The organism is Streptomyces sp. NPDC051555 (genome assembly GCF_044454405.1).
Taxonomy (GTDB): Bacteria; Actinomycetota; Actinomycetes; order Streptomycetales; family Streptomycetaceae; genus Streptomyces.
On sequence record NZ_JBITDP010000018.1, the window covers coordinates 1 to 16017 of the forward strand.

A 16017-nucleotide genomic window follows, 5' to 3' on the forward strand; every position below is an offset into this window, starting at 1 on the left:
CCCGCGGAGCGGGTACCTACGCGCTGCGCGCGTAGGAGAGAACCGCTTCGCTGCGCTCAGCGGGGCCCGGCTTCGCCGGGCCAGGGCCGGCCCTTCGGGCCGGGGTCCTTCGCTGCGCTGCGGACTGCTCGGGTTCCGCTGCGCTCCACCCGAGCGGGCCCGCAAGCGGGCCCTGGGGCTCCCGCGCTCCGCGCGGGAGGTGACCCCGTTTCACGGGGTCCAGGCCTTCGGCCTGTTGGGGTGTCCGCTTCGCTTCCACCCCCGTCCTTCCGGCTTCGCCTCCAGGCCGAGGGCCCGCAAGCGGGCCCGGCTGGCAGCGGAAGGGGGTGGCGGTCTCACTCGACTGACGGCCCGTGGGGTCCCCCGAAAGAGGGGGAGGGTTCGGGAATCGAGCCCGCGGGGGTGTGTCGTCGCGGTAGAGTCGAGTCTACATCAGGAACAAATGCAGGTGTGTAGGATCCCGGGAAACCTTTCACTCCCTCCCGGCGGTTCTGATGTGCTGCTGTTCGGTGTGCATCCGGTGCGCGGAATTCGGATGCTGTGTACCAACCCGAGAAACCCGTGACTGCCCCCGGCCCGAGACGCCTCTATCCGACGGAGAAAGCGATGCAGAAGTCTGGTGGAATCACCCTGCGACCTCATCAGGAGGAAGCGGTGGAGGCGATTGTCCGGGGGCTCGATATCCCGCCGGGAAAGCGGATTCCGAAAGCAGGTCTGCGGGCCACGCTTGTAGCTGCGTGCGGGACCGGAAAGACCTTTATCGCCGCCGCTGCCGCGCTCCGGCTGGCCCGGGGCGGGCGGGTCCTGGTACTGCTGCCCACCCTGGATCTGCTGACCCAGACCGCCGAGCAGTGGCGTACGGCCGGCCACGACGGGCCCGCGGTCGCGGTGTGCTCGCTGGAGGACAACGCCCAGCTCTACGGACTGAAGGTCCGCACGACGACGTCGGCGCCTCAGCTCGCCCTGTGGCACGGCCGGGGCCCGGTCACCGTCTACGCCACCTACGCCTCCCTCGGCGTCATCGGCGAGGCGCACCGCGGGGAGTACGGGCTGTCGATGGAGGCCTTCGACCTGATCGTGGTGGACGAGGCGCACCGTACGAGCGGGTCGGCGGGGAAGGCGTGGGCGGATGTGCACCGCCAGGAGGTGATCCCCGCGCGGCGCCGGCTGTATATGACGGCCACGCCCCGGATCTGGGCGGAGCGGCCGCCGAGGACGCGGGCGCAGGAGCTGGAGCAGGCGGCGGAACGGCGCCGTGAAGAGGCAAAGCGGCGGGAGGAGGCGGAGGCCGAGGGGCGGAGGTATGTGCCGCGGTCGCGGTGGGACCGGCTGCCGAAGGACATGGCCTGTTCCATGGACGACACGAGGGTGTTCGGGCCGGTGGTCTACGAGCTGTCGCTCGCCGACGCCATCGCCCGGGGGCTCCTGGCGCGGTATCAGGTCGTCGTCGCCGAGCTGGTCGACCCGGTCGTGACCCCGGCCCGGCTCTACAGCGAGGAACGGCACGAGGAGCGGCTGCGCGGGCAACGGCTCGCGGCCCTGCAGACGACGCTGCTGGAGGCGATGGCCGAGCACGACCTGAAGACGACGATCACCTTCCACCACCGGACCGTGGAGGCGCAGGCCTTCGCCGAGGGCCTGGACCGGGTCGCGGCCCGCCTGCACGCCGTGGATCCGGTCCGGCACCCGCCCAAGGTGTGGACGGGGTGGCTGCGCGGGGAGCACGAAGCGGAGCACCGGGCCAGCGTCCTCGCCGACTTCGGCCGCCGCGCCGGGCGCGCCGTGCTCGCGAATTGTCGGGTTCTCGGGGAGGGCGTTGATATCCGGGCGGTGGACTCGGTGGCCCTGATCGACCCCAAGGGGTCAGCTGTCGACATCGTCCAGGCCATCGGCCGGGCCCTACGGCAGAAGCCGGGGGAAGGGAAAATGGCCACCCTGATCGTTCCCGTCTTTTTGCGGGAGGACGAGAATCCCGAGGACATTCTCACTTCGAAGTCGTATGGCCCCCTTATTCGGGTTTTGAATGGGCTTCGTGCACACGATGAGCGTGCCGTGGAGATGCTGGCAATTCCCCAAGAGAACCAGAAGCGCATCGTGCAGCCGTCGCCGCTGGTCGGGAAGCCGCCCGAGGAGGGCGAGGAGGAGAACCGGCTGCTGCTCCGGTTCGCGGCCCCCCGGGACCCGGCGCTGATCGCGAAGTGGATCAGCTACCAGGTGTTCAACACCGAGCGGCAGGACTGGCGTCGGGGCGTGGAGGCCGCGTTCCGGTACCGGGAGCGCGAGGGGGACCTCCAGGTGCCCTACGAGCACACCGAGGGCCCGTACCCGCTGGGGCGGTGGCTCTCCGACCAGCGCCGCGCGTTCCGCGCCGGGCAGATGAGTGGGGAACGGGCGGCCGAGTTGGAGCAGTTGGGGATCGTGTGGGACACCGCCGACGCTGCCTTCGAGACCAACCTCACCGCCGCACGGGCCTGGCACCGGCTCCACGGCACCCTGGCCGCCCCGCGGGGCGCGGCGATCCTCGACGTCCAGGTCGGGCAGTGGCTCACCAACGTCCGCCGGCCCGGCGGGCTCGGGAAGGACCCGGTGCGCGCCGGGCGGCGGGCAGCGGCCCTGGCCGCGCTCGACGAGGACTGGAACCCCGCCGAGCGCGGGTGGACGGTGGACTGGCAACGGCACTACGCCTACCTCGCCCAGCTCCTCGCCGAGGGCGCCCGCCTGAAGGCCGTCACCGCCGGGGTCACCCGGCACGGGGAAGACATCGGCCGGTGGCTGGCCGTCCAACGGCAGGACTGGGCCCAGCTGAACGCCGAGCAGTAGGCCCGGCTCACCGCGCTCGGGGTCACCCCGGCGCGGGTTGTACGGGCCCGCCAGGCGCCCGCGAAGACCAGGACGGCCACAGGGTCCGGGCGCGGCGCGGCGGCCTTTGAGACCGGCATCCTGGCCTTGGCGCAGTACGTCGAGCGGGAGGGCGGCGGCCTGCCCGGCCGCCAGCACGTCGAGCACCTGCCCGGTGCGGTCCACCGCACCGGGGTGTGGCTGGCCAACCAGCGCCAGCGCCGCGACCGGCTGGACGCCGGGCAACTGCGGGCGCTGGCCGAACTCGGTATCGACTGGGCGGGGTCGGCTGTGTGAGATCCCGGGATCCGCCGCCGTGGCCGGGGGTCACCGCGTACGGCCGACCCGGCGCCGCGTCTCACTCGCCCTTCCGCGGATCCCCGCGGAACGCGCTCCACAGGAACAGCCGGCCTCCGCCCACAACGAGTGCGAGGACGCCACCCCCGCCAGCAGCCCACCCGGGGCCCGGCCGCCGGGGAGCGTGACGGCCAGGACCAGCAGGCACACCCCCAGCAACAGCGCCGCCACCGCAGTGCACGGCACCGGCGGCCCGGCCGGGCGGTCCCCACCATGTCCTCCAGGGCCGCGCCCTCCCGCGCCCGGTAGTCGCTCTCGCTCAGCTCCACGGCCGACCAGTCCCGGGGCGCGTGCCCCCGCAGCCGCGGCCACTGGCCCTGAAGACGCTCAAGGACGCCCGGGAGCAGCGTTTGCGGCTGGACGTCGCGCGCGGGGGCGGGCACCCGCGTGAGGCTGGCGTACTGGGCGCCGTCCTCGAACGTCAGCGTCCACGCCCAGTACGACACCGGGCCCTTGTCCACGGCGCCTCCTACGGGGTGATCGTGGTCTGCAACCCGCCGACCGTAGCCGCGCGGCGGCGGGCTGGGAGGCACTTCACCGCATGGTCCACCCCGCAGAACAGGTCGGAGACCGCGATGCCGTAGTGGGCGGACAGCCGGTCGAGGTCGGCCAGCGTCCATGACGACCCCCCAGACTCCCCCGACTGCTTGCGCGACACCTGCCCCTGACTCAGCTTCAGGCCCCGGCCGAGATCGGCCTGCGTCTCCCCCGTCGCGTACATGAGGGCCGCGACCGTCAACCGCAGCAGGGCCTCTGAACTGGACATATGGGCAACCCCCATCATCTATGCACCGGTTGCATACAGGGTAGTCGGCTGCGGCCCGCGCCAAGGCAGTACTCCGCGCGCGGGCGTCGAGACCCGGCATCTTCCCGGCCCGACACCAGCGATCACCACGCAACGTGCCCGAAGACAGAGCCCGGACACCTCTGCGGGACGTACCCGAAGACCCCCTTCACGCCCCCGGCCCATGCCGGGGCTTCGTCGTGCTGCCCGCAGGAGGCCCCGCGCGTGCCCACCTATGAGACCCTCACCCCCTTCACCGCCGACCTCAAACGCCTCACCCCCGGCCAGCGCCGGCGGTTCCTCCGCGTCGTCAAGGACGTCTTCGTCCCGGACCTGCGCACCGGGTGCCTGCGCCCCGGACTGCGGGTGAAGGGCGTAGGGGGCGCTCCCGGCGTTTTTGAACTCACCTGGGCACCCGACGGCCGCGCGACCTTCACCTACGGCCGTCAGCGCCACCACGGCTGCCACGTCATCTGGCGCCGCGTCGGCAGCCACGACATCCTGCACCGGCCCTGAGCCGCACCACTGCGGCCCCGCCCGGCGCCCGCGTGCCCGGCGCTGCTCAAGGTGCCCGGGAGCGGCGCTTCCGGCTGGACATCGCGTGCGAGGGCTCGTAGCTGGGTGAGGCTCTCGTAGCGGGCGCCGTCCTCGAAGGTCAGCGTCCATGCCCAACAGAGGGGACGATGCCTCGCCATGCCTTCATCCTGCTGATCGCGCGCTCGAAGAATCGAATCTGAGACATGATCATGTTGTTGTAGGGTCTGGGCCGGTGGCGCGCCCTAGCGCCACCGCATTCACATGGTGCTGACCCGATGGGTGTACTACATGAAGATTGGTTCGAGGGTCGTGCGGGTTGCCGCCGGCCTGACCTTGTCGTTGTCCGCTGTGATCGGCCTCAGCGGGACGGCGCAAGCTGCCCACACGGCTCCCACCCTCCGGTACGGATCGTCGGGCTACGGGGTCTCCTGCGTTCAGATATTCCTCAACGAGGCCGGGCTCGGCCGCCGCATCGCGATCGATGGCCAGTTCGGGCCGGCGACCAGGAGCCTGGTGGAGGACTTCCAGCGTGCGAAGGGCCGTCTCGACATCGACGGCGTCGTCGGCAGGGAGACCGGCGGTGCGCTGTGGATGCACTACCAGACCTACTCCTGGCCGCACATGCACGACGACTGCTGGGACGACATCCCGACCCCGTAGTTGTGCGCTTCTCGACCCCGCCATCCTTACCGAGAGGTGGCGGGGCGAGTCACTTGCCCCTATGGGGCGGCGGGCGGATCACGCCTGCGACCCTCAAGCGGCGCCAGACCCGTGTCTACAACGCTCTCGCCGTGCGTCCCGCGCTCGGCGTGGCCGAGCTGCGGCGGGAGCTGATCCGGCTGTCCTGCCTGATCAGCGCCCACCAGTAGTGGGCGGAGCGCGGGTGGAGCACCGCGGGGCGCATCGAGCTGTACCGGGCGGCCCGCAACGGGCCCGATGGCGTGCGGGAGCTGCTCGTGCGGTGGAACGGTGAGAAGTTCACCGTCGTCGAGCCGGAGCCGTGGTCCTCATAAGCGGCGCCGCGGCGCGGTTGGAGAGCTGGCGGGCGGTCGCGGCGTGGCTGGGGTGGCAGCAGAAGGTGGCCGAGCGGGCGATCAGCGCGCTGGAGGCGGAGCTCGCCGCCGAGGCGGCGCACCGGCCGCCGCCTCCGCCACCGGACTGGAAGCTCGAAGCGATCCGAACCGCGACCGGGCCCAAGGCGCTCCGGGTGCACGCCGGGGACTGCACAATGGGCGTCGGCAAGCCCCTCGACCGGGAGGAGGTCCGTCGGATGCTGGCCGAAGGCGTCGAACCCTGTCCTTACTGCGGCCCCGACACCCTGCTCGGCATGCCCGGCTGAACCCCCAGCGGACGAGCCGGGTCCGGCTACCGCACCCGCGCCGCGTGCGCGCCGCGAGCGGTGAGGTAGGCGGTGATCCGGGCGGGGTCGTCGTGCAGCAGCTGAGCGAGTTCACCAGCCGCCCACAAGCCGAAGGTCAACGCCATCTCCCGGGCGTCCTCGATCTCATGGTCGTCGCGGACGTACAGCAGGTACGGGGCGCCGATCCGTGCCAACCGCGCCCCGTCCCCGCCGCGGCCGGCCAGCCCTTCGCCGACGATGTGGCCGAGGATGTCCACGGCGGTCGGTCCGGCCGGGTGGGCGTGCTGCTGGGCGCGGGCGACGTCGTCGCCGAACGCGACCAGCCACTGCTGAACCGCCGCCCGGTCGCCGAGCTGCTGGTAGCGGCATCCGGTCAGCTCGACGGCGAGGTGCTCCACCAGCAGCAGCGAGTCCCCGCGCAGCGACCCGCCCTCGTGCCAGTGCTCCAGCGCCGCGGTCGGGGCCCGGTACATCCCCCAGTTCGGCGGCAGCTCGGCGCCGCCGGCTCGGTTGGCCTCGTCCAGCGTCGCGGCCTCCAGCAGCTCGAAGGCCACCACGGCCGGCTCGGGTCGGGTACTCGTCTTCGACATCGCACTCCCCCTTTGTGACGTCAGGTCTTCTCCACCGCGGGCTCCCGCGCGTTCACGGGCGCGGGTAGCCGTGCCCAGGCGGCGGCTACTCCCGGCCCGGGAGCGCCGCCACCCCGTCGAGCACGACCCGTTCGAGCACCGACAACTCCCCCACCGTCCCCGTCTCGGCGGCGTCGTCGAACGCCCGCAGCAGACGCAGCGAGCACTCCTGGTCCGCCCGCTCCACCGAAGGGCGCGCCCGCGGACGGGCGTCGTGCGGGCTCGATGGTGCGGTGCGGGCCCGTTCCAGAGCTCCGGATCGCCACGCCTCGGTCACCACCACGGCGCCGGCCAACAGCGACAGGACGAGACCGGTCACCGGATACCCCGACCAGTCCGCCCACCAGCCCCCCGCCGCCAAGACCACGCCCACGCACGTGCCCCACCCGACGCGGCGCTGCCAGCCCGACCACACCACCGCAAATCCCCCTTCCGGCCGGTACCTGTCCCTCATAGGGGGCTCGTGTCCCTCATACGGGAACGATGGAACACCCCGGGCCCTTCGTGTCCCTCATAGGGGAGACGAAGGCCCTCTTCGGGCCATACCGTTCCCGGATCCGCTACCTACCGCGGCCCGACGTCCGCACGGGCCCCGCTGTCTGCTGACGGTGCGCGGGCAGCGCGGGTTCGGCCGGGGCGGCGCCCGCCTGCCCGGTGGCCGCGGTCGCTGTGATGGTGGAGCGGGAGCGGGCCGCCGCCGCGGAGACCCGGATCCGCGCCGGGGATGCGGGCGCGGGCGGCTCCGAGGGGGGTGTCGTCAGGGAGTGCAGGGTCGCGTCCACGAGACGTCCGACCGCGGCTGCGCCCGAGGCCTCCGTGAAGGAGGTGTCGTCCTTCAGGCGGGCCAGGTGCGCGCCGAGGAGTGCGGGGCCGCCCTGTTCGCGGATCTGGTTCATGCGGTGAGCGAGCAGGGGCCAGGGGCGCGAGCCGACCAGGAGCCCGACCTGCGTCTCGGGCAGCACGTCCTTGACGAGTCCGACGATCGTGGCGTGCCCGAGCCGGTTCACGCCGAGTTGCTCCAAGGCCTTCGCGCGGTCGCCGAGGTCGAGGTCCCGGGGCACTTCCAGGCCCTCGGTCAGTGGTCCCCAGGAGCGCTTCGCGTCCCGGCTCGCGGGCGGCGCCCACGGATCGACGGCCTCCCGCACCGGCGCCGCAGGAGTGGGGGCGGGCGCGGGCGTCGGCGCGGTACCCGGCGCAGCGGCGGGGGCGGGCACACGGGCGTCGGCCGGAGCCGGAGCCGACGTCGGGACCGGGGCGGGGGCGGGCGCGGCCGCGGCGGTGACGGCGGCGACGGCCTAGTCGACGCCGGCCCCCGCGGCGTGGGCGTCGAGGAGGATCCGGGCGACGTCGATGCCGCTGGCGTCGAGCTGACCCATCTGGGCCGCGATGTCCGGCCAGGCCGGGGAAGCGAGGATCGCGTCGCGGACCAGGCCCTCGGGCATCGTCGCCGTCAGGAGGTCAGCCCACCGGTCGGTGCCTTCCGCGTTCGTCCGCGCGATGTTCGCGGCGACGGCCTGGTGGACTGCGGCGGTCATGCGGCCCATCTGCGGCAGGAACGTGCCGAGGTCGACTCCGGCCTGCTGGAGACCGACGAGCTGGCGGGCCATCACCGGCCAGTCCGCACCCTGCATCAGCTCGGCCAGGATGTCGTCGTCCAGGACACCACGCAGCTGGTCGGCCGACCAGCCCGGCGCCATCGTGGCCGCGTCCTCGCCGAGCTCCTACTCCTTGCCCGTCAGGCGCTTCTGCGTGGCGCGGCGGACCGCGTCGGTGATGGTCATCACCAGCCGGTAGGCCATCGCCGCGGTCTGCGCGGCCTCCCCGAGGGCTTCGGCGAACGGCTCGGGCTGGGGCGGGTACGTCATCGGCAGGAAGCTCCCTCGGGTGAGGGTCAGCGCGTACGGGACGGGCCCGGCCGTCCGGGATCGGGGCGTGGGCGGGCCGGTACACCGGTAACGGGTGCGGCGGTCGGCAGGCCACGGTGTGGCGTGCGCACCACCCGACCGGTACGCGGCTTCGCCGTCGGGGGCGGGGCGCCGGTCAGGCCGGCTGCTTCCCGCAGCAGGACCGCGGCCTCGGCCACGGCCCTTGCCTGTGCCCGGTACTCCTGCGCGCGGTGCCAGTCGGCGGCGGCCTCCACCGCCTGAGCGAGCGCGAGCAGCAGCGTGAGGACGACCGCGGCGCCACCCCCGCGTGCAGCGCGCGGCGCCCGCCCCAGTGCCCGGGTCGAGGCGCGCCATCCGGCGAGGGCGCGGCCTTCAAGGGAGCGGGCGCCGGGGGCGCGGGCGGCCTGCTCGAACGCGTCGGCCGCCGCCTGTACCCGGTCGCGGACCAGAGCCGGGGCGTGCGCGGCGGCGACGGCCAGGAGGTCGCCGAGGGCTGCGACATCCCCGGCGCCTTCGTCCTGCCCGGCCCGGCCCAGGAGTTCGGACGCTTCCCGGATCCGGTGCTCGGCGAGCGCCCAGTCGGCCTCGGTGACGAGCGGGGTGAAGCGTTCGCGGACGCGGGGCAGCGACAGGTCGTAGGCGAGCGTCGAGCCGGCGAACCAGACGGGCCGGCTGCCGCCGTCGGCCCGGTCCCCGGGCAGCGCGACCGAGTACCCCACGAGGGCGCCGTCATCGTCCCGGCGTTCGCGCACGCGCAGCCCGGCGTCGCGGAGCCGGTCGAGGAAATCGGTGTCGCCGTGAGCGAGCGCGGCCGCGGTACGGACGGTGCGCTGCAGGGACTCCCGCGCGGTCTCCGCCAGACCGCGGCGGGCGGCCTTCTCGGCCTCGCCGGTGACCGGGCGGCGGCGCGCGGTCCGGTCCAGGGGCGACATCGGGGTGAGGCCCCAGCGGGCCTCGAAGGCGCGGGCGGCGGCGTGCATGTTGAAGATGTCCCCGCGCACGCGGGGGTGCCGGCTGTCCTGGCGGGCCAGGGTCGCCAAGATGTGGATGTGGTCGTCCGCGTGCCGGACCGCGATCCACCGGCAGGCCTGTTCGTCGCCGTGCTCCGCGATGCCCGCGGCGTGCACCATCGCGGCCGCGACCTGCGCCCACTCGGTGTCCGACAACAGCCGGTCGCCGGGGGCGTTACGGACCGCAACGTGCCACACATGCTCCTCCGGTTTCGGGCCGCGCAGGGCCTCCACCGGGGCGTCCAGGAGCAGCGCCAGGTCGGCGAGCGTCATGCGGGCCGGGGTGCGGGCCGGGCACGGCAGATCCCGGTCCCAGGCGGCAACCAAGTGGGGGTCGACGTGCTCGTCGCGCTCGCCCGGACCGAAGAGGTAGTCCAGGAGATCGACGGTGGTCGAACCCGTCTCCGCCTTCTTCGGCATCACGACCGCGGACGCCTCTCCCGCATCACCTGGACCGTCGCCTCATCCACCCGCGCCACCGCTTTGAGGGCCTCTTCCACGACGGTGGCGGCCGACACCGGGGCACCAGCCCCGGGCGGGCCGGTGGCGGTCAGGGCGCGGAGCGCGGCGACGGTCTCCCGCAGCTCGACCCGGGCCTGGACCAGCTCACGAAGGACGTCCGCGCCCGGACAGGCGCGCCTGTAGACGGCCGCCGGATCCAGCACCCCCAGCCCACCCCGTACACCGGCGGTCCGAAAGTTCCTCTCTCCCCCGGCGGGTGCCCACAGGGAGAAGGCCTCTACCGGGGCCCAAGACCTGAACCGCATGCCCTGCAGGCGGTGGTGACAGCCCTAAGTCACCCATCCGACCCGACGATGGTCAGGGAAATCTGCCAGCGGGCACCGGAAGAATTAGTGACGCACACGTCGGCAGGCGGGCCTGAGATTCGGAAGAGTCCGGCTCATCAACCCGCAACCTGGCCAAAAAGAAGGAAAAGACACTGTGAAGTTTTCGTTCCGCCATCGAGCGATCACCATCGCACTCGCTGCGGCCATTGGTGCTCCCTTGGCTATCGCTGCCACCTCATCGACCGCCTCTGCGGATACGTTTACGTGCGACGGTCTCAAGAAGACTCTGGACGCCCACCTCTACAACCCTCTCAGCGGTGACGGGACCTCAACCGCATCCGGAGGCTGGATAGCTGCCTACATCACGGCCAAGACCATGGGCTGTGACCTCGGCGGCGATACCAACCCCTACCACCAGACGGGCGTCCACCCTCACGCCGACGGGATCGGCAAGGAATTCTCCCTCCAGGCAACCGCACACAGCAGTGTGTGCCGTGGGCCCATCGCCCAGATGGGATTTCCGCAGGACAAGCCGATGGCAATCGACTCCCTCATGGCGCTCAAGGGGGCGTCAAACCCGAGCGGATGCAACTCGTCCGATAATAGGGTCCCGGCAAGTACTTTCTCTTACATCGCAACCGGCTCGACGCAGGGCGGTCGCTTCCTTTACAAGATGCTGATTGAGAGCGGTAATGAAGCTGGAAAGTGCCTGTCCTTCTGGGATGGCGCGCCCTTGCATGGTGATGTCGTAGGCACGGCGGAATGTACGGATGACAAGAACGTCATCTGGTTTGCTCCGTCGGAAGGTAGCAAAGACGACGCTCTGGACACCTACAAGTACAATAAGGGATTGGACTGGGGGTTTCAAGGCGTCCTTAATGCTCACCGCGACAACTACTTCAGTATCGAGCACTGGGACGGAAACTCCGATCAGAGGTTCCACTACCGCCCGCCGGGTCAGCCGACCTAGTGATCTGGTTTTGAGTTCTGGGCTCGCCCCATGACGCATGTTCTGTTTCAGATCTCGGGATTTTCCTGACAGAGCCGGATTCGGTCCGGTGTACTGGCGGCATGGGCGATAACAGGCTGCCGCCGGCGGTGCTGTCGGAGGCTGAGCGGCTGACGTTGGAGAGCTGGGCCAGGCGCCGTTCCACCGCGCAGGGCCTGGCTCAGCGAGGGCAGATCGTACTTGCGTGCGCGTGATGGTGGAACAACACCGTGGTGGCCGCGCGGCTGGAAACAGAGCGTAAGTCAGTGGGCCTCTTTCATCCCGTCTCTGAGGAGTGAAAGGGCTGGTCAGCCGGTGGGTGACGGCAGAGCCCCTGGTCGTTGGCGGTGTTGATTCCACTCGACACCGCCGACGGCCCGGGGGCTCTGTTGGTTCCGTATCTTTCCATGCTCGACCTGCCGCACGAGCTCGTGGAGCACGTTTCCTGGCTCATCTACGAACGGCGGCGCGAGGTGACGTCGCGCTGGCGCAGGCTCGGTTGTTTCAAGCAGGCACTGCTCACGCTGGCCCATCTACGGAAGAACGAGACGTTCGCGCGCACTGCGGGTGAACACCCCGCCGCCCGCCCACCGGGGGCCTCGGCTCTTCAGACGGCCAACACGACGCCCGGCCCGAAGTGGGGGCGTTCTGCTGTGCTCGGGATCGCCGCCGCAGGGCTGGGTCTTCTCGGCGCCCTGGTGACGTGGCACGCACGGCGCCGGGATGCGCGCGGAGCGGCACGATGCGCGGGCCGGGATTGACTTTCGTGGGGGGCGGAAGCTGACGGAAGTCACCAAGGGGGCCCCCGATCGGGCCTCACGCTGGAAGGACCGCGTGAGGCATCCCGACTCAGGCCCTTGGCCTCGGGCTGTCCCGCGCGGGCGTCGTGTCCGTGAGCAGTGCGGTGTCTGAGGGCCCACTGTTCTCGCTTGGGAATCGAGCGCGCGGAACCGATGCCTCTTCTCCCCTTCTTGATTTCGGAGTTTGCTCATGCTGTCCACCCTGCCCGAGTCCCCCCTGCGTCCCCGTATATCCCGGTGGGTGCGGCGCTCCGTCGCCGTGGCGACGGGTTCGGCCGCCGCGCTGGTGTCCTTCTTCGCCGGAGGGGCCCACGCCGCCAGTATTGAGGTCTGGGACCGGGTCGCGGACTGTGAGAGCACCGGTGATTGGCAGATCAACTCCGGGAACGGCTTCTACGGGGGCCTGCAGTTCACCGCGGCCACGTGGGCCGAGTTCGGCGGAACGCGGTTCGGGCCTCGGGCAGACCTGACGAGCCGGGATGATCAGATCGCGGTGGCGGAGAAGGTTCTGGCCGCTCAGGGGCCGGGGGCCTGGCCGGTATGTTCGGCCAAGGCCGGCCTCACCCGGGGGGCGGCTGCAGTCGCGGGCTCGGAGACAGCGGCGCAGGCTCCGGCCGCGGGCGCGGACGCAGCGGCAGTTGGGGCTCCCGAGCAGGGCCCGCAAGCGGTCGACACCCCGACGGCCACCTACAAGATCAAGAAGGGTGACAGCCTGCGTAGCATCGCCGAGCGCCTGCACACGCCCGGTGGTTGGCAGCACCTCTACGACTGCAACCAGCGGGTGATCGGCAGCAACCCGCTGGTCCTGCCCGAGGGCGCCCGGCTCTCGGTCGGCAGTACCGCCATCGACACCGCCCCCTCCTTCCTCACGGAGGAGACCGGCACACCGGCCGGGGACGACGACACCGGGGCCGCTCCAGCAGCCACCGGTGGGGAGCAAGCCCCGGCTGCGGTGGCAAAGGCAGTGGGGCCCGCGTCCGAGATCGGTACGGCCGTGAGTGCGGTCGCTCCTGTGCAGGCTTCGGTGACGACGCCCTACCGGCAGGCGGGTGCCATGTGGTCCAGCGGCTATCACACCGGAGTCGACTTCGTGGCGGCGGTGGGCACGCCGGTCAAGGCCGTGGCCGCGGGGGAGGTCGTGTCTGCCGGGAACGCGGGCGCCTACGGGAACGAGGTGGTGATCCGGCACGCTGATGGCAAGTACAGCCAGTACGCCCACCTCTCCCGGCTGGAGGTGAGCCGGGGTCAGCACGTGCTCACCGGGGCGGAGATCGGCCTGTCCGGCGCAACGGGCAACGTCTCGGGACCGCACCTGCACTTCGAGGTGCGCACAGGTCCCGGTTACGGCAGCGACATCGACCCCGTCGCCTACCTTCGTGGGCTCGGTGTCACCGTCTGACCGCGGTGCCCGGGGCTTGAAAAAGGGGGTCGGGGTCAGGTGTGGTCGGGGTCCAGGTCGGCGAGGTAGGCGATGCGGGCGGCTTGGACCCGGTTGTCGGCGCCCAGCCGGCTGAGGACTTGGCTGACGTAGCCCTTGACGGTTCCCTCTGTCATGCCGAGCGCGGTCGCGATGGCCGCGTTGGACATGCCCTGCGCGAGCAGGGCGAGCACGTCTCGCTGGCGAGGAGTCAGGTCTGCTACGAGTGCGGCTTCCCGTGTGGAGTGCGGGCGCGGCGCATCGCTGGTGACGGCCGCGATCACCCGGTCGGTGAGCTCGGGGGTGAACATCGCTGCTCCGGCCGCGACCGCGTGCAGGGCGCGGACCAGGTCCTGGGGTGGGGTGTCTTTGAGGAGGAATCCGACGGCGCCCGCGTCCAGGGCCTGTTCGACGTAGTGGTCCTCGTGTCCGAAGGTGGTCAGCACCAGTACTGCTGGCGGGGATGCCAGGGCGCGTAGTGCGCGGGTGGCTGCGATGCCGTCCATGCCGGGCATGCGGATGTCCATGACGACGATGTCGGGCTGGAGGCGGCGTGCGAGGTCGAGTGCTTGGTGTCCGTTCCAGGCGTCGCCGACCACGGTGAGGTCGGTGCTGGACTCGATGATGTCGCGCAGGCTCGTGCGGACTGCGGTGTCGTCGTCGACGAGCAGCACACTGGTCATGACGCGCTCCCACCCATGGTGTGCCCGCTCTTGCGGGTGCTGCCATCGTGTTGTCTCTTTAACCCCGTTCGGGGTGATATTTCGTCAGAGTATGGCAGTTTCTGCTTACTTTCACGCTGTCCACCATGATCTTGGCGCTATACAGCTTTGGGACCGCCTTTCTTGCCTGTTCTCGAGCTGTGCTGTTTCAGAAGGGATCTCCTGTGGTCATCCGCGTGCTGCTCGCCGACGACAACGCGATTACTCGGTGGGGTATCCGCGCCATCATCGAGTCCAGTGCGGACATCGTCGTCGTGGCCGAGGCCGTGGACGGCCACGACGCTCTGGAGAAGGCGCGCATCGCTCTCCCGGATGTGGCGTTGTTGGACTTGGCTATGCCGCGCCTGGACGGGCTGACGGCGGCGCGGACCCTGGTGGATCTGCCGCAGCCGCCCCGTGTGGTGGTACTCACGACGTTCCATGAGGACCGGCAGGTCCACGCAGCGCTGGAGGCCGGGGTGGCGGCGTTCCTGCTGAAGGACACTGCGCCTGCGGACCTGCTGGAGGCCATTCGGGCTGTCCACCGCGGCCACTGGGCATTGGACCCGGAGGTCGCTCGGCGGCTAGTGGACAATCTCAGCGAGCGCTCCTCGCGCCTGACCCCCGAGGAGCGCCGCCGCCTGGAAGGTCTGACGCCGCGCGAGGGCGAGATCTTGGTGCTGCTGGCTCAGGGGTTGAGCAACGCGGCGATCGGGGCCGGCCTGGGGATCAGCGAGGGGACGGTCAAGGGGCGGGTGGGGCTGATCCTCGACAAGCTCGGCGCCGCCAGCCGGGTCCAGGCGGCGAACCTCGCCTACCGGGCGGGTATCGCCATCCACGACGAGCGGTAGCAGACCTGGTCGGCCGGAGGGCGACCTTCGGCAGTGGACCGGCATGACGAAGGCCAGCCCTCAAAGGCCCGCGGGCACCGGGAGCATGGATGAGAGAGCACACCTGCTCTTGTCCCCGCTCCCACCAGCCCCTGGTTCTCCTGGAAGGAGGCGCGCGCTGTGCCCTCCCCAATGATCTCTCCCCGTCTGGCCACCCGGCTCTCCGGTGTCCGCACGCAGGCGGCCCCGCCCCGCCCGCTGGTGGGACCGGCGCAGCCGCTCACTCCCTCGTTCGTGCCCTCGGCCGCCGATGTCGGCGTGCTGCCCTGCGCCCGGGCCGGTGTCGACCCCGACGAGGTGTTCTTCCCCACCGACACCACCGCCATCCGCTCCGGTGAGGCCGCCCGCAGCGCCCGCGCGGTGTGCGGTCCGTGCCCGCTGCAGGATCCCTGTCGGCAATGGGCGGCAGAGCAGCGCGAGTGGGGTACCTGGGGCGGCGAAAGCCAGCAGGAACGGCTGCGCACCTTCGGCATCGCCCCCCGCCACGCCTCCTGCCCGTCCCGCCGATCGCGGCGCGCGGACCCAGGCGATACCGAGCTGCTCTCCGCGGCCTGACGCACCCCACGGGGAACGCATTCCCCCAACCGACCTGATCTTCAAGGAGCAGCAACCCACATGGCCAAGAAGACCGTCATCGTGCGGATCGACGACCTCACGGGTGAGGAATCCGATGAGGTAGCCGCGCACACCTTCTGCCTCGACGGGATCACCTACGCGATCGATCTCACGCCCGAGAGCTACGACGAGTTCCTCGACGTCCTGGGCCGCTACCTGGGCGCCGCACAGAAACTCGGAACGCTCCAGGCACCGACGATCCTGACCGCGCGCAGGCGGCTGGAGACGGCCGAGGCCGTCATCCGACGATGGGCGTCCGAGCAGGGCTATCCGATAGCCGGCCGAGGACACGAGGTCCGGGCCTCCTTCCTCGCCGCCGGCCCTACGGTCCAGCACCACGCCCCCGCCCGTTGAGCAATCCGCTCCCGCCCTCCGCCCTTCCCCCGGGTGTCGGGGAGCGGTTGCGCTGCCAGGACG

Annotated in this window: 20 protein-coding genes and 1 pseudogene; 12 read left to right on the plus strand and 9 right to left on the minus strand. The window is 71.2% G+C overall.

Features of this window, described 5'->3' with window-relative positions:
- Positions 1 to 606 precede the first annotated feature (606 nt).
- Positions 607 to 2820 carry a Helicase associated domain protein gene (locus tag ACIBEA_RS30310; RefSeq protein ID WP_399266333.1) on the plus strand — a complete coding sequence of 738 codons (2214 nt, stop codon included), beginning with the start codon at positions 607 to 609 and terminating at the stop codon, positions 2818 to 2820.
- A 126-nt stretch (positions 2821 to 2946) separates the two neighbouring features.
- Positions 2947 to 3135, plus strand: coding sequence for a hypothetical protein (locus ACIBEA_RS30315; RefSeq protein WP_399266335.1), 189 nt, complete (start codon positions 2947 to 2949; stop codon positions 3133 to 3135).
- Positions 3136 to 3664: 529 nt separating this feature from the next.
- Here the strand turns inward: ACIBEA_RS30315 and ACIBEA_RS30320 are convergent.
- Entirely contained in the window at positions 3665 to 3961 is a 297-nt protein-coding gene (locus tag ACIBEA_RS30320; RefSeq protein WP_399266337.1) for an acyltransferase, read from the minus strand.
- A gap of 243 nt (positions 3962 to 4204) precedes the next feature.
- Here ACIBEA_RS30320 and ACIBEA_RS30325 point away from each other — a divergent pair, with 243 nt between their 5' ends.
- The 4 genes from ACIBEA_RS30325 (at position 4205) to ACIBEA_RS30340 (ending at position 5855) form a co-directional block, all read left to right on the plus strand.
- On the plus strand, positions 4205 to 4495 hold the full coding sequence (locus ACIBEA_RS30325) for a hypothetical protein (protein WP_399266339.1): 291 nt from the start codon (positions 4205 to 4207) through the stop codon (positions 4493 to 4495).
- Positions 4496 to 4777: 282 nt separating this feature from the next.
- A complete protein-coding gene (locus ACIBEA_RS30330; RefSeq protein WP_399266340.1) occupies positions 4778 to 5176 on the plus strand; it encodes a peptidoglycan-binding protein in 399 nt (132 codons plus the stop codon).
- A gap of 53 nt (positions 5177 to 5229) precedes the next feature.
- Positions 5230 to 5385, plus strand: a complete 156-nt coding sequence (locus ACIBEA_RS30335; RefSeq protein ID WP_399266342.1) for a hypothetical protein — start codon at positions 5230 to 5232, stop codon at positions 5383 to 5385.
- Between the two features lie 131 nt (positions 5386 to 5516).
- Positions 5517 to 5855, plus strand: coding sequence for a DUF6233 domain-containing protein (locus ACIBEA_RS30340; protein ID WP_399266344.1), 339 nt, complete (start codon positions 5517 to 5519; stop codon positions 5853 to 5855).
- Positions 5856 to 5881: 26 nt separating this feature from the next.
- Here the strand turns inward: ACIBEA_RS30340 and ACIBEA_RS30345 are convergent, their stop codons facing one another.
- From ACIBEA_RS30345 to ACIBEA_RS30375, 7 genes are all read right to left on the minus strand, one after another.
- Positions 5882 to 6466 carry a hypothetical protein gene (locus ACIBEA_RS30345; RefSeq protein ID WP_399266346.1) on the minus strand — a complete coding sequence of 195 codons (585 nt, stop codon included), beginning with the start codon at positions 6464 to 6466 and terminating at the stop codon, positions 5882 to 5884.
- Between the two features lie 85 nt (positions 6467 to 6551).
- Positions 6552 to 6878: a hypothetical protein gene (locus tag ACIBEA_RS30350; protein WP_399266348.1), complete on the minus strand. Its 327-nt coding sequence runs from the start codon at positions 6876 to 6878 to the stop codon at positions 6552 to 6554.
- Positions 6879 to 7065: 187 nt separating this feature from the next.
- The gene (locus ACIBEA_RS30355; RefSeq protein ID WP_399266350.1) at positions 7066 to 7719 is read right to left on the minus strand and encodes a hypothetical protein; all 654 of its coding nucleotides are present in this window, start codon (positions 7717 to 7719) and stop codon (positions 7066 to 7068) included.
- An 81-nt stretch (positions 7720 to 7800) separates the two neighbouring features.
- Positions 7801 to 8202, minus strand: a complete 402-nt coding sequence (locus tag ACIBEA_RS30360) for a hypothetical protein (protein ID WP_399266352.1) — start codon at positions 8200 to 8202, stop codon at positions 7801 to 7803.
- A gap of 24 nt (positions 8203 to 8226) precedes the next feature.
- Entirely contained in the window at positions 8227 to 8370 is a 144-nt protein-coding gene (locus ACIBEA_RS30365; protein ID WP_399266354.1) for a hypothetical protein, read from the minus strand.
- Positions 8371 to 8396: 26 nt separating this feature from the next.
- On the minus strand, positions 8397 to 9821 hold the full coding sequence (locus tag ACIBEA_RS30370) for a mobilization protein (protein WP_399266356.1): 1425 nt from the start codon (positions 9819 to 9821) through the stop codon (positions 8397 to 8399).
- On the minus strand, positions 9821 to 10066 hold the full coding sequence (locus ACIBEA_RS30375; RefSeq protein ID WP_399266358.1) for a hypothetical protein: 246 nt from the start codon (positions 10064 to 10066) through the stop codon (positions 9821 to 9823). The genes ACIBEA_RS30370 and ACIBEA_RS30375 overlap by 1 nt, the downstream gene beginning before the upstream one ends.
- Before the next feature lie 277 nt (positions 10067 to 10343).
- Here ACIBEA_RS30375 and ACIBEA_RS30380 point away from each other — a divergent pair, with 277 nt between their 5' ends.
- From ACIBEA_RS30380 to ACIBEA_RS30390, 3 genes and pseudogenes are all read left to right on the plus strand, one after another.
- On the plus strand, positions 10344 to 11159 hold the full coding sequence (locus tag ACIBEA_RS30380; protein WP_399266360.1) for a hypothetical protein: 816 nt from the start codon (positions 10344 to 10346) through the stop codon (positions 11157 to 11159).
- A 365-nt stretch (positions 11160 to 11524) separates the two neighbouring features.
- Positions 11525 to 11737, plus strand: a pseudogene (locus ACIBEA_RS30385) (IS5/IS1182 family transposase); the annotation flags it as partial.
- Between the two features lie 430 nt (positions 11738 to 12167).
- Entirely contained in the window at positions 12168 to 13376 is a 1209-nt protein-coding gene (locus tag ACIBEA_RS30390; RefSeq protein WP_399266362.1) for a transglycosylase family protein, read from the plus strand.
- Between the two features lie 35 nt (positions 13377 to 13411).
- Here the strand turns inward: ACIBEA_RS30390 and ACIBEA_RS30395 are convergent, their stop codons facing one another.
- Positions 13412 to 14077, minus strand: coding sequence for a response regulator (locus tag ACIBEA_RS30395; protein WP_399266364.1), 666 nt, complete (start codon positions 14075 to 14077; stop codon positions 13412 to 13414).
- Between the two features lie 203 nt (positions 14078 to 14280).
- Here ACIBEA_RS30395 and ACIBEA_RS30400 point away from each other — a divergent pair, with 203 nt between their 5' ends.
- From ACIBEA_RS30400 to ACIBEA_RS30410, 3 genes are all read left to right on the plus strand, one after another.
- Positions 14281 to 14946: a response regulator gene (locus ACIBEA_RS30400; protein ID WP_399266366.1), complete on the plus strand. Its 666-nt coding sequence runs from the start codon at positions 14281 to 14283 to the stop codon at positions 14944 to 14946.
- 171 nt (positions 14947 to 15117) lie between these two features.
- Positions 15118 to 15540 (plus strand): WhiB family transcriptional regulator, encoded by a 423-nt coding sequence (locus ACIBEA_RS30405; protein ID WP_399266368.1) that lies wholly within the window; start codon positions 15118 to 15120, stop codon positions 15538 to 15540.
- A gap of 60 nt (positions 15541 to 15600) precedes the next feature.
- On the plus strand, positions 15601 to 15954 hold the full coding sequence (locus ACIBEA_RS30410) for an Lsr2 family protein (protein ID WP_399266370.1): 354 nt from the start codon (positions 15601 to 15603) through the stop codon (positions 15952 to 15954).
- Positions 15955 to 16017 lie beyond the last annotated feature (63 nt).